Source organism: Sphingobium chlorophenolicum (assembly GCF_000722875.1).
Classification (GTDB): Bacteria; Pseudomonadota; Alphaproteobacteria; order Sphingomonadales; family Sphingomonadaceae; genus Sphingobium; species Sphingobium chlorophenolicum.
The window spans coordinates 1-10,814 of record NZ_JFHR01000091.1; the positions used below are offsets into that span (position 1 = coordinate 1).

The following is a 10,814-nucleotide window of genomic DNA, read 5'->3' on the forward strand; positions in this document are numbered from 1 at the left end:
CCGTACAACTGGGTCGACACCAATGCCGCGCAAGCTTCGTTCGAACTGAACGGCATCGCAAGCGCCGCCTGACCATCCCAAATTACAGAACCGCCTCAAATGCCATGTGGGGGATTTTTACCGCTTACCGCTCAACGTCTCGCTGCCGCTCTGGTTCAGAACCCATTGGGCGATGAGGTCCGCCACGTCCAGACGAAGCTCCTCCCGCAGGACTTGGGCGTGATCGAGCAGACAACGCCCGAGGGCTTTGCCTTGAGGACTTCCACTGCGGAACGCGCCGCGCTGGAACTGCTGCACCTAGCGCCGAAGATATTCGGCCTCGTCGAGGCCGGCTTGATCATGGAGAGCATGACCTTGATACGGCCAAAACTCATGCAGAGCCTGTTGGAGCAATGCGCCTCGATCAAGGCGCGCAGGCTGTTCCTCTACCTTGCCGAGCGCGCCGATCTGCCGGTCATACGCCATCTCGACCTTGATCGGATCGACCTCGGGGTGGGCGACCGCAGCCTCGTGCCGAACGGGCGCTATGTCGCGAAATATCAACTGCTGCTCCCCAAGGAACTGGTCGATCCTGGCTGAGCGCTACCGCTGTGAGGGAGGCCGACGACTTTTCTCGCATTGCTTGGGGAGAACGAACGTCGCCACCTATGATGATCATCTTATCGTTCGAGTTCCTCTTCACCTGCTCATTTTTCCGCGCAGGAGTTCAAGATCGGCGTCATCACTTTCACATGCGCGTCGATACGCTCGAGCACCGTCGCAGGGACGACGGCCCGCTCCGGCAGATGCCACCAATGCTCGTTGACGCGAGCCACCGTCTCCACCACGGCTTGAAGAACCGCCGGCTCGGGTAGCCTTGCTCGGTTCGCGAAAGATTTCCAGCGAGGCACCGACAGCGCCTTGAACGACCGTTCGCCACCAAGCGACAGCGCCATGCTGTCTGTAGGAATGTAGGGGATGGTAGACAACACGTCGTAGATCGGCGCGAGCGCGGGTGTGCTGCCTTCATCACGATAGATCAGCGACCAATTTTTAAGGTGCATGTCGCCATTGCCGGTCACCGCTGCCAGCGCGAGCCGGCGCACAAATTCGAGCGCGGCGGTAGGGGACACGGCCGCGTTCACGGCGGCGGCCACATCGTGATAGGCTGCCCCCTCATATTTACGGGAGGGATAGACGCCAAACACCTGGGCGAAGTCCTCGATGTGGATTCTCTCACCCTGCGGGCCACGGTCAAAACGCCTGATGAGAAGAACCTTGCCTTCCGACAGCGTGTCGAAATCCTCCGGAATGCCTTCAAAATCGGATTTCTCGACCAGTTCGCGCTCGGGCACGTCCATACCGATCGCGGCCGCTAGGGCGAGATTGGCAAACTCGTTCTCGGACACACCAGGAAATGCCGTGGAGGGGAACTTCGCGATATATTGCCCCTGGCCGTCATCGAGCGGAAGCGTCAGTCCACCTCCCTTGCCGGTGTTCTTCATCACCGACAGCTTCATCTGCACGCCCGCTAGCGAAAAACGCGCCTTCGGCTTTCCCTTTGCACTGTCCTGCGGCGTTACTTTCATGCCGTCACTGGCTAGAATCCGGACGGCCCCCGGCAGATCCGCGCCGAGCGCCGCCAACAGGTCGAAATCATTGCCCGGACGGACGGCGTCTGCATGATGCTTTTCCATCGCCTCGCGCAGCTTGTCCTCTGGCAGCAGGTTCGCAAAGAAGGCCGGCAATGCCCCGCTCACCGGCTTGGGATCCTTTCGCAGGCCCCCGGTGGCCGCGCGGAAGGACAGGCTGAGGACCGGCACACCGCCGGTCGCCCGATACGCCTCGTCAAAGCTGAATGCGTTGAAGTCGCCAGGCGTCCTGACGATCACACCGACCTTCAGCGCATTCAGGAACACGTCCAGGGACTGAAACGCCTGAGGTGCGTGAGAAGTTTGCGCCATGATATTCGTCTTCAATCGGGCTGTGAAACAAAGGCGGGCAAATCGTCGTCGTCATGCGGACGCATCAACGCCCGGACGGCCGGGACCATCGCTTGCGGCACCAGCATCATCTCCAGCCCGAGCGCACGGGAGACATTCATGAGCGTCGTGGCGCGCGCAGCAGCAATGCCCGTTTCGATATCGCGATAGCGTGGACGGGAGATGCCAGCCAGATCGGCCACCTGCTCTTGCGTCAATCCGGCGGCTAGCCTCGCCTGTCGCAGGCGTTCGCCGAGTTCGCGCAGGGTTTCAGATATAGCACCCATGATGATCCCTATACGATTCAAAATGAAATCACATGAAGCGCCTACATATCTTGTCTCGGCCAGCACGTCAAATTTGAATGATTCCTTTTCATATCATATTAGACCAATGAGATATGTAAACGCATCATTTCCGATGGCATGGCCGTTTCAGGAGCGGAGAGAAAGAGGTGCAGGCCGCTGGGTGTTTTTCGGCGGGGCCATAGGTCGAGACCGTCCGTCACCTTCCTGCCATCATTCACCAAGGTTCAAGAAATACCGCGTGCGCTTCAGTTCGCCCTGCTTGCGCAAAGCTCCCAACTCGACCAGTTCCGCGAGATCGCGCGTGGCCGTCGCTGGAGCAGCATCGGTGATGGTCCGGTAGTTTGCCGCGCTCAGGCCGCCCTCGAAGCCATCCGGTCCTTCGGCGAACATGCGGAGCATGGCCTTTTCCTGCCGTGAATTGAGGTGGTCGCGAAGGCGATCGAGCAGCTTCGTCTTGGCGAGGAGGAAATGAACGCGATCCAGCGTGCGCTGTTGGGCCGCAAGCGCGATGTCGGAAAACCAGTCGAGCCATTCGTCGATGCGGTTCGACAAACTCGCGCGTTGAAGCTGGGTGTAATAATTTTTGCGATGGTGCTGGATGGTTTCCGCAAGAGCGGTGATCGCGGGTGCGTCAAGCCCCTGCGCCAAGGCCTTCTCCGCAATCGCCCGGCCAAGGCGCCCGTTGCCATCTTCGAAGGGATGGATGGATTCGAACCATAAATGAGCAACACCCGCCCGCGCGAGTACGCTCACGGGTGAGCGTCCATCCGGCCTGCTGTGGTTGAACCACGCGATGAAAGCCTTCATCTCGGCCGGCACCGCCTGTGATGGCGGCGCCTCGAAATGCACCTTGGGCGCGTGCAGGGCTCCGGAGACGATCTGCATGGGATCAGTGCGCGTTCGATATCGGCCGATGTCGGCAAGATCCCGCCTGCCGTTCATGAGCAAGGCATGCCAGTGGAATAACATGGCGTCGCTGACCGGCTCGCGATAGCTGCGGAAGAGGTTCGCCATGAGTTCTGCAGCGCCCGCCTCGGCGGCGTTGGCGCGGCGGTGGTCGGCCTTGATCCCCAGATGCTTCGCGACGGATGACTGCACGCTCGCGCGATCGAGAATCTCTCCCTCGATTGCGGAGCTGTCGACGGCTTCCTGTGCTATGAGTTCGATGGAAAGATTCTGGCGATCGTCGGCATCGAGATGGGCCATGACGCCTACCAGGATGCCCGCGCCCTTCAGAAACCGATCCTCACGGCTTCTCAGATACCTCGCATCGTAGGCGAAGTTCGGCCAATCGGATTGCTGCCAGTTCCAACGCATGATCGATAGCACACCTTTCTATCGATCAAATTAGAGCATTATTTGATTTATAAAAGACGTTTCTATTCGCTCAGGACGAGCGCCTAACCGTATGGGTCGGCCAAGCGTTGTTCGTCGTAAAGGGAGCGACGAATCGGCAATGCAAACCGGCGATCTCGAGCCTTTTGGGACTCGAACCTCTCAGATAAAAAGTCCCAGGGCATCGGTTATGGTATCGGTAGAAATAAATAGAAATAAGATACTGAATTACAAAGATAAATATGGCGTTTTTGAGTCCTCTTCTGCTTGAAATCCGGGAACGTCCGGCGGCGTTCAGGCGGGTCCAGCCAGAGAGAGGCCGCGACAGCTTCGCACTCAATTGTGGGCGCAGAAACCGTGCGCCGCATTCCCGAACCCGATCGCTTCCGGATCGAACATTTATCGCCTCTCGCCGATCATCTCGGTCTTGCGGCCCAATTTATCAATTTTGCGCCAAAGTGAGGCGCACAGGACCATAATGAAATTCAAATTCGTACCCGTTACCTGCCACTCAGCCATGTCGATCCCTCGGCGTAAAGCGCGGATGCCATCGGGCCAGTATCCCGTCGGCGTTCTCCCGACCCGCGAATTACGCCGCGTGGGCGCGGAGATGCTTGGTTGAAATGATATTTTGACTTATCGAGGAGACAGTCATGTCGGTTACCAGGGATTTCCCCTGGCACGCATCGCTCAGTGTCAGCACCAAGCCGACAAGGCTGCCCCCGAAATATACGCGCGCGTCGCCCCGCATCGAACTTACCGTCCAGGACGTCGTAAGCGGCGACGTGGCGAAAGCATCAGGCAAGTTCAAGATAGCGCTTGTGTCCATCGCGTCGATGTGAGCAAGAACATTATCTCGCTGCCTGATGAATGCCGAACCCGGCCAACGCCGCGCGCGATATCGACCTGACAGGATGAATATGGGCCAACTGCGCACAGCAAATAACCGTCGCAACCGCGCGGTTCGCAATGCGATCGGACGTCGACGTGCTGCGGCGGAAATCTTGACGGGCGACACCGCCGCGCCACCGGCGAGTGAAGCCAAACCAGAACGAAGCGTCCCCTGAGCGACGCCATCGAGACCCGCGATCTGCCGATTGAATTGATCGACACGGCGGATATTCCTGGCGGCGGTCGATTGCTCCTGCGCCGGCGGGGTAACGATTTCGCGATCGAGTATGGCGAAACCCAGCTAATGGTAAGCTGGGTCAGCCGGTCCGAGCAGGCTCTGGCAACGCTTGCCTGCCAGCGCGTTTGCAAGGACGATGCACAACTGCTGATCGGCGGACTTGGCATGGGCTTTACACTGGTCGCGGCGCTGGCCGTCTTGCCCGCAAATGCCCGCGTGGTCGTTGCCGAACTCGTCCCCAAGGTTCTGGATTGGGCCCGGGGACCATTGGCCCACCTGTTTGGCGACGCGCTGGCCGACCGGCGGCTTGCGGTGGAAATTTGCGATGTACACGACCTCATCGCCGGATCACCTGAACGATTTGACGCTATCCTGTTGGATGTCGACAATGGACCCGACGGTTTGATCAGTCTCGCCAATGACCGCCTTTATTCGGTTGGAGGCTTGCAATTGGCCCATGCCGCACTGCGTCCTGGCGGTGTTCTTGCAATCTGGTCCGGCTATCCGGCTTATGGCTTTGCCGACGAACTCGAAGATGCGCGCTTCATCGTCGAAGAGGTGCATATGCGTACTGGTGAGCGCGGCCGGGGTGACCGCCATGTGATTTGGCTGGCGACCAAGTCGTAACCTGAAAATTGAGGCTCGATGCCCGGTCAGCCCGCCGACACTGAGTCCCCCATGCCGCTCGAAGTCCGTGCAATTGTCATCCCTCTCTCGACGACACAGCGATCGCCCAAGGGATTGAAGTTCGAAGCCGCCGACGAAGCGAGATGGTGCTCCAGCAGGTCGAATATCTCCCTGTCCTCGTTCATGTCGAACTTGCGGGCGAAGAGGTCCGGGCTGAGCGTCAGCCGGGTCGCATCGCGTCTCGTGAAGGTTCGCGGCCGTAGCTTGATGTCTCCATCAGGCACCCAGTCGATAGTGCGCAGATCGTCGTCGACGACATCGCCCTGTGGAAAGCCGTTCATAAGAAGGGTCTGAAAGAAGCCTTCGTCCGCGATGAAGCTGCGCTTGTAGAAGCGCTTGAATCTGGCGGTCAGCGGATCGTGACAGGCGAACTCGCAAAAGCGCCGACTGACGACCTTCCACTGCGTTCCGATGAACGGCGTTGCGCCGCGCGGGAAGGCCCTCGCAATTCTGGTGCGGAATATGCGTCGGAAAACCTCGATGAAGAGATGGCTGACCCGGTTCATCGTATCGGGACGGATCGCCAGCTGATCGGCGCATCGCATGAACTGCGTGTTCGGATGGGCAGACAGATAGTCCCGGATGTAGCCTTGCGATTTGAGCGGAAAATCCTGACCGCTCAGGTTGATGAAATGCGTCCAACCTGCGTCCATCTCGAGCAGGCGCCTCATTCCCCGCAGTTCCGCCTCGACAAGGCTGTAGCCGCCCCACAGGACCCTGCGCGCCGGGAGGATCTCGACGCCTTGATAAGGCGCCAGGAAGGCTTCGAGCTCCTGCGCCAGAGCCTTGCCGGAATTCCTGTCGATGTGGATGAGATAGATATTGCCCGGCGCATAGATCGCCTGGAACATCCGTTTGAACTGCTCGGGAAAGCGATGAACGAGAAGGAAATAGGCGATCATGTGGCTGGCCTCCTTTGGTGTCGGCCTGATGCCGGAAAACGGGATGAATGGACGGTCGCTTCAGGAGCGATCGTCGGCGTCGAAGGCTGCCTGCAGCGCCTTTGGATCGATCGTGACGGTTCGGACCATATTATGGCTCCGCACGTGAAGGAGCGTTGCCACCCGCAGGTAGACCGTGCGCTCATTCCCCTCGATGATTTCCTCTTCCGTATCGATATCGTAGATGCCCGCCGGCAGGACTTCGTCCAATGCGGCTAGTTGAAATGGCGCCTTGAAGCTGATGGATGTCCTGGTTGTCCGCAGCGCCATCAGGTTGCGAGACTACGGTCCGGATTTTCGCTGAAGGCTGCATCCTCTGCTTCCTCGGACAGCGAAGCCGCGGCCGGCAGCCGATCTTCCCGGCCAAGCTTGCCCTCGCGGCGAACGGCGATAACGGCTTCGCGCGCCCAGGCTGAGGCCGCAGCCGCCGCGATGATCCGGACATTGTCGAGATCAGCGACCGCCGCCCGGTCACGATGCAAGGCTTCCTGAGCCCTGCAAAAGGCGGATGTATGGGTCATGAGGGAACTCCTTCGCGACAACGGTTATGGGCAGGTGCAACCGGTCCGCGCTAAGCCGGAGGCTGATCCCGCATCGCCTGTCGCAGGGCATCGTCCAGCCGTGAGTAACGGAAGGACTTGTGGTGGAAGCGGTCGGTGGGGACGCGCTTGATATCGTATTTGAGCATCAACTCTTCGTCGGTGAGTTCGGTGGCGGGTGTCGATTGAAGTGTCATGAAGAGCTACTCCTGTTGGAAGGAAGACGGGCGAAGGAGGGGGGAGGTAAGCTTGGCTGCCAGCCCCACGCCGATTTCGTCAGAAACTCATGCCGCCGATGCCGCCGGTCATGGACGGCGTACTGCTTTGGTCGGTCAACTCCGCGACAGCCGCTTCGGTGGTGATCAGCAGGCCTGCAGCCGAGGCCGCGTCCTGCAACGCGATCCGCACGACCTTCGTCGGGTCGATCACGCCGGATTGGAACAGGTTCTCAAACTGCTCGGTCTGGGCATTGAAGCCCAAATTCTCGTCGCGCTTATCGAGCAGGCGGCCGGCGATCACGCCACCATCATGTCCGGCATTTTCGGCGATCTGCCGCAACGGAGCCTGAAGCGCCTTGCGGACGATGTCGATACCGCGCCGCTGATCGTCGTTGACTGGGTTGAGGCCATCCAGCGCCTTGGAGGCATAGAGCAAGGCGGTGCCACCACCCGGCACGACGCCTTCTTCCACCGCCGCACGCGTCGCATGCAGCGCGTCGTCGACGCGATCCTTCCGCTCCTTCACTTCCGTCTCGGATACACCGCCCACTTTCATGACGGCCACGCCACCGGCGAGCTTGGCAAGCCGCTCCTGCAGCTTCTCGCGATCATAATCGCTGGCGCTGTTCTCGACCTGCGACCGGAGCGATTCGACGCGCCCCTTGATCGCGCCCGCATCGCCAGCGCCATCGACGATGGTCGTTGTGTCCTTGTCGATCGTGACACGCCTGGCTTGTCCAAGCATGTCCAGCGTCACGGTCTCGAGCTTGATGCCGAGATCCTCGGTGATGAGATTGCCTCCGGTCAGGACCGCAATGTCTTCGAGCATCGCCTTGCGCCGATCACCAAACCCCGGCGCCTTCACGGCCGCGACGTTCAGGCTGCCGCGCAGCTTGTTGACGACGAGCGTGGCGAGAGACTCCCCCTCGATGTCTTCAGCGATGATGAGCAGGGGGCGACCCGCCTGAACCACCGCCTCAAGGATCGGGAGCAGCCCCTGAAGAGCGCCAAGCTTCTTCTCGTGGATCAGGATATAGGGATCCTGAAACTCGACCAGGCTCCTTTCCGGGTTGGTGATGAAGTAGGGCGAAAGATAGCCACGGTCGAACTGCATGCCTTCGACCACATCCAGTTCGAACTCGACGCCGGTCGCTTCTTCGATCGTGATGACGCCTTCCTTGCCCACCTTCTCCATCGCTTCCGCGATTTTGCGACCGACGACCTCGTCACCATTGGCCGAGACGATACCGACCTGGGCGATCTCCTCGTTGTTGGAGACCGGCTTCGAGCGCGCCTTGAGCTCGGCCACGACAGCCCCGACGGCGATATCGATGCCGCGCTTGAGATCCATCGGATCAACGCCCGCGGAGACTGATTTCATGCCTTCCCGCACAATCGACTGAGCGAGGACCGTCGCGGTGGTCGTGCCGTCGCCGGCATGGTCCTGCGCCTTGGACGCGACTGCCCGGATCATCTGGGCACCCATATTCTCGAACTTGTCGCTGAGCTCGATCTCCCTGGCGACCGTCACGCCGTCCTTGGTGATGCGCGGTGCGCCATAGCTCTTGTTGATGAGGACGTTGCGGCCCTTGGGCCCCAATGTCACGCGAACGGCGTTGGCGAGAATATCGACGCCGCGGGCGATGCCTTCACGGGCGTCGCGCGAAAATTTGACCTCTTTGGCGGGCATATTGTCTGATCCTTTTGTAGCTGGTCGTCCGCTGCCCGGAAGGGCATCGGCGGGAGACGGGAGGGCCTGCGTCAGTCAATGACCCCGAGGACATCGCTTTCCTTCATGATGAGGAGGTTCTCGCCGTCCAGCCTCACTTCGGAACCGGACCGCTTGCCGAACAGGATGCGGTCGCCCGCCTGGAGATCGAGCGGGATGACCATGCCGTTCTCAGCTTTGATACCCGTGCCCGCGGCGACGATCTCGCCCTCCTGCGGCTTCTCCTTGGCGGTGTCAGGAATGATGATGCCGCCCGCGGTTTGCGCGGCAGCGGCAATGCGGCGGACCAGCACGCGATCGCGAAGAGGTCGAAATGTCATGAATAGCATCCTGCCGCTGGACCGCGACGGGATGTCGTCGCTTCACAAGCGGGGAGCCAGCGCTACCGATTTGCGATTGAATATCGCGGAGACGCGAATGCCAACGAACTCAATGTGGGGGCCGACACCCTAGAAAACAAGGTGGAGCTCCCGTCGGCCTGCTCCGCGAGCCTGCGAAGGCTTAGATTTCGGGGCCAAGCCGATGGGCGGCTATGGCGCACAGGAAAAAACGTGCTTTCGCGGTGTGACCCAATCAAGTTCAGACGGTCAGTTGGCAAGTCGGCAGCGATCCATTCGGCCCAATCGTAATCGATCGTGCCGCCGAGCTGACCAGTCACGCTGCGCTGGACAAGCTGTGGCCTGCTGTTCGCCAACGCAGCGCGCAGTCTCGACTTCGGCGCGCGGATCGTCTCGGGCTACCTTGATAGCCGGGCTGGAAACGTCGCCGGCCAGAATGCTGCGGGTTCCACCCATGCCTGGGCGGAGGTCTTCGTGCCCGGCGCCGGTTGGATCACTTTCGATCCGACCAACCGCAGCGTCGGCGGCGTCAACCTTGTTCCAGTGGCGGCAGGACGCGATATCCGCCAGGTGAGGCCGGTCAGCGGAAGCTATGCGGGGCCTGCGGACATGCTGGACCATATGACCGTGGAAGTCGACCTTCGCGGACAAGCGCATAAGTCGGCGGATTGCGTCGCGGTTTGGTAATAAGGCCCGTCGGTCATGGTATTGCGCCTTTTACACACTATATCATGTTCATCGCACTCCTACTGCCTCGGGCACGAGCGCGGCTGAGAGATAGTTCGTGCTCCCGCTCATCATTGGAGACGAACGATGTCCCTTATTTCTACTACTGCCGCAGGCATGGGAAAATTGCCTCTCCTGCTCGATCTTCCTGTCATTCCGTCATCTGGCGTGGAGCGGCATGATGTCGTGCGATCCCTGCGCGAGGATAATTGGGAGAATGAGGGTGGTCGCCTCGCAGCAGAGAGGCCCGAGACCGCATCTCCCGCAATTTCCACGAATGATGTTGAGGCGCTGGAAGCTGAGGTCCGTAACATGGAAAGCATATTGGCCAGCGATCTTGCCAATGGACGGATGGGGATGCGCTATAATAATTATGCGCATCGTTCCCGTGTTCTGCGTCAGCAAAAGGCGAGGCTCGATGTCCTGCGCGCCAGCGTTCAGTCGCAGGAGCAAGAAGGATGAGCGGTTCTCCGGAACGGAGCGAAGCCTCCGAAACAGAAATGATGGCGCGATACGGGATCACCCGCGTCCCCGCCGATCATTACCGTTACAAGGAATATAGATATTCGCGCCTCAGCGATGCGATTGCCCAGGCAAAGCGCGACACACCACCATCTTGAACCCCGGCTTGGGCAACGGTCGATGCCCGCTCCCCTTACAGGGTAAGTCCCATGGAACTCTCATCGACTTTTTGCCGGATCCAAGGGACCTATCAGCATGATCGCGCGACCAAGCCATCCTGGGAAATATCCGTGTGTTGATTGCCACTGAGAGTTGACCCGGGAAGGGCCGATATTTCCACTGAGAAGTGACCCATGTTGAACTCACCCCTGGCTTTGGCGAGCGAGGGGTCATGGAGTGTTGGACATGGCGTTATTGAGCGTAATCCGGCGCTGGCATTAC

The 10,814-nt window shown here is 59.9% G+C and carries 15 protein-coding genes; 6 read left to right on the forward strand and 9 right to left on the reverse strand.

Annotated elements, in window-relative coordinates; genetic code table 11:
• Positions 1 to 219: 219 nt before the first annotated feature.
• Positions 220 to 579 carry a type IV toxin-antitoxin system AbiEi family antitoxin domain-containing protein gene (locus BV95_RS21575; protein ID WP_234703271.1) on the forward strand — a complete coding sequence of 120 codons (360 nt, stop codon included), beginning with the start codon at positions 220 to 222 and terminating at the stop codon, positions 577 to 579.
• Positions 580 to 686: 107 nt separating this feature from the next.
• Here BV95_RS21575 and BV95_RS21580 read toward each other — a convergent pair whose 3' ends face one another.
• From BV95_RS21580 to BV95_RS21590, 3 genes are all read right to left on the reverse strand, one after another.
• Positions 687 to 1,958 carry a type II toxin-antitoxin system HipA family toxin gene (locus BV95_RS21580; RefSeq protein ID WP_234703272.1) on the reverse strand — a complete coding sequence of 424 codons (1,272 nt, stop codon included), beginning with the start codon at positions 1,956 to 1,958 and terminating at the stop codon, positions 687 to 689.
• Positions 1,955 to 2,314: a helix-turn-helix domain-containing protein gene (locus BV95_RS21585; RefSeq protein ID WP_234703273.1), complete on the reverse strand. Its 360-nt coding sequence runs from the start codon at positions 2,312 to 2,314 to the stop codon at positions 1,955 to 1,957. Before BV95_RS21585 ends, BV95_RS21580 begins: the two co-directional genes overlap by 4 nt.
• A 165-nt stretch (positions 2,315 to 2,479) precedes the next feature.
• Positions 2,480 to 3,586 (reverse strand): Fic family protein, encoded by a 1,107-nt coding sequence (locus BV95_RS21590; RefSeq protein WP_037457182.1) that lies wholly within the window; start codon positions 3,584 to 3,586, stop codon positions 2,480 to 2,482.
• A 671-nt stretch (positions 3,587 to 4,257) separates the two neighbouring features.
• Between BV95_RS21590 and BV95_RS21595 the strand changes: the two genes are divergently transcribed.
• Together BV95_RS21595 and BV95_RS21600 are read left to right on the forward strand one after the other, a co-directional pair.
• Positions 4,258 to 4,446, forward strand: coding sequence for a hypothetical protein (locus BV95_RS21595; RefSeq protein ID WP_037457185.1), 189 nt, complete (start codon positions 4,258 to 4,260; stop codon positions 4,444 to 4,446).
• A 260-nt stretch (positions 4,447 to 4,706) separates the two neighbouring features.
• Positions 4,707 to 5,360: a polyamine aminopropyltransferase gene (locus tag BV95_RS21600; RefSeq protein ID WP_234703274.1), complete on the forward strand. Its 654-nt coding sequence runs from the start codon at positions 4,707 to 4,709 to the stop codon at positions 5,358 to 5,360.
• 26 nt (positions 5,361 to 5,386) lie between these two features.
• Here BV95_RS21600 and BV95_RS21605 read toward each other — a convergent pair whose 3' ends face one another.
• The 6 genes from BV95_RS21605 to BV95_RS21625 all read right to left on the reverse strand — a co-directional run bounded on the left by BV95_RS21605 (position 5,387) and on the right by BV95_RS21625 (position 9,167).
• The gene (locus BV95_RS21605; protein WP_081873487.1) at positions 5,387 to 6,322 is read right to left on the reverse strand and encodes a beta-1,6-N-acetylglucosaminyltransferase; all 936 of its coding nucleotides are present in this window, start codon (positions 6,320 to 6,322) and stop codon (positions 5,387 to 5,389) included.
• 60 nt (positions 6,323 to 6,382) lie between these two features.
• Positions 6,383 to 6,631 (reverse strand): hypothetical protein, encoded by a 249-nt coding sequence (locus tag BV95_RS21610; RefSeq protein WP_037457189.1) that lies wholly within the window; start codon positions 6,629 to 6,631, stop codon positions 6,383 to 6,385.
• Positions 6,631 to 6,882 (reverse strand): hypothetical protein, encoded by a 252-nt coding sequence (locus tag BV95_RS21615; protein WP_051749937.1) that lies wholly within the window; start codon positions 6,880 to 6,882, stop codon positions 6,631 to 6,633. Before BV95_RS21615 ends, BV95_RS21610 begins: the two co-directional genes overlap by 1 nt.
• Before the next feature lie 50 nt (positions 6,883 to 6,932).
• Entirely contained in the window at positions 6,933 to 7,097 is a 165-nt protein-coding gene (locus BV95_RS23965; protein ID WP_156028735.1) for a hypothetical protein, read from the reverse strand.
• A gap of 79 nt (positions 7,098 to 7,176) precedes the next feature.
• Positions 7,177 to 8,808, reverse strand: a complete 1,632-nt coding sequence (gene groL, locus BV95_RS21620; RefSeq protein WP_037457194.1) for a chaperonin GroEL — start codon at positions 8,806 to 8,808, stop codon at positions 7,177 to 7,179.
• Positions 8,809 to 8,879: 71 nt separating this feature from the next.
• A complete protein-coding gene (locus tag BV95_RS21625; protein WP_037457203.1) occupies positions 8,880 to 9,167 on the reverse strand; it encodes a co-chaperone GroES in 288 nt (95 codons plus the stop codon).
• 363 nt (positions 9,168 to 9,530) lie between these two features.
• Between BV95_RS21625 and BV95_RS24815 the strand changes: the two genes are divergently transcribed.
• From BV95_RS24815 to BV95_RS23975, 3 genes are all read left to right on the forward strand, one after another.
• On the forward strand, positions 9,531 to 9,872 hold the full coding sequence (locus tag BV95_RS24815; protein ID WP_255265464.1) for a transglutaminase-like domain-containing protein: 342 nt from the start codon (positions 9,531 to 9,533) through the stop codon (positions 9,870 to 9,872).
• A gap of 126 nt (positions 9,873 to 9,998) precedes the next feature.
• The gene (locus BV95_RS23970) at positions 9,999 to 10,373 is read left to right on the forward strand and encodes a hypothetical protein (protein ID WP_156028736.1); all 375 of its coding nucleotides are present in this window, start codon (positions 9,999 to 10,001) and stop codon (positions 10,371 to 10,373) included.
• On the forward strand, positions 10,370 to 10,531 hold the full coding sequence (locus tag BV95_RS23975; protein ID WP_156028737.1) for a hypothetical protein: 162 nt from the start codon (positions 10,370 to 10,372) through the stop codon (positions 10,529 to 10,531). Before BV95_RS23970 ends, BV95_RS23975 begins: the two co-directional genes overlap by 4 nt.
• Positions 10,532 to 10,814 lie beyond the last annotated feature (283 nt).

What these genes read in the sequence shown, in the direction of transcription:
- BV95_RS21590 (WP_037457182.1), bottom strand. Translation starts at nt 3,586, where the DNA reads ATGCGTTGGAACTGGCAGCAATCCGATTGGCCGAACTTCGCCTACGAT.
- BV95_RS21595 (WP_037457185.1), top strand. Translation starts at nt 4,258, where the DNA reads ATGTCGGTTACCAGGGATTTCCCCTGGCACGCATCGCTCAGTGTCAGC.
- BV95_RS21605 (WP_081873487.1), bottom strand. Translation starts at nt 6,322, where the DNA reads ATGATCGCCTATTTCCTTCTCGTTCATCGCTTTCCCGAGCAGTTCAAA.
- BV95_RS21610 (WP_037457189.1), bottom strand. Translation starts at nt 6,631, where the DNA reads ATGGCGCTGCGGACAACCAGGACATCCATCAGCTTCAAGGCGCCATTT.
- BV95_RS21615 (WP_051749937.1), bottom strand. Translation starts at nt 6,882, where the DNA reads ATGACCCATACATCCGCCTTTTGCAGGGCTCAGGAAGCCTTGCATCGT.
- BV95_RS23965 (WP_156028735.1), bottom strand. Translation starts at nt 7,097, where the DNA reads ATGACACTTCAATCGACACCCGCCACCGAACTCACCGACGAAGAGTTG.
- groL (WP_037457194.1), bottom strand. Translation starts at nt 8,808, where the DNA reads ATGCCCGCCAAAGAGGTCAAATTTTCGCGCGACGCCCGTGAAGGCATC.
- BV95_RS21625 (WP_037457203.1), bottom strand. Translation starts at nt 9,167, where the DNA reads ATGACATTTCGACCTCTTCGCGATCGCGTGCTGGTCCGCCGCATTGCC.
- BV95_RS23970 (WP_156028736.1), top strand. Translation starts at nt 9,999, where the DNA reads ATGTCCCTTATTTCTACTACTGCCGCAGGCATGGGAAAATTGCCTCTC.
- BV95_RS23975 (WP_156028737.1), top strand. Translation starts at nt 10,370, where the DNA reads ATGAGCGGTTCTCCGGAACGGAGCGAAGCCTCCGAAACAGAAATGATG.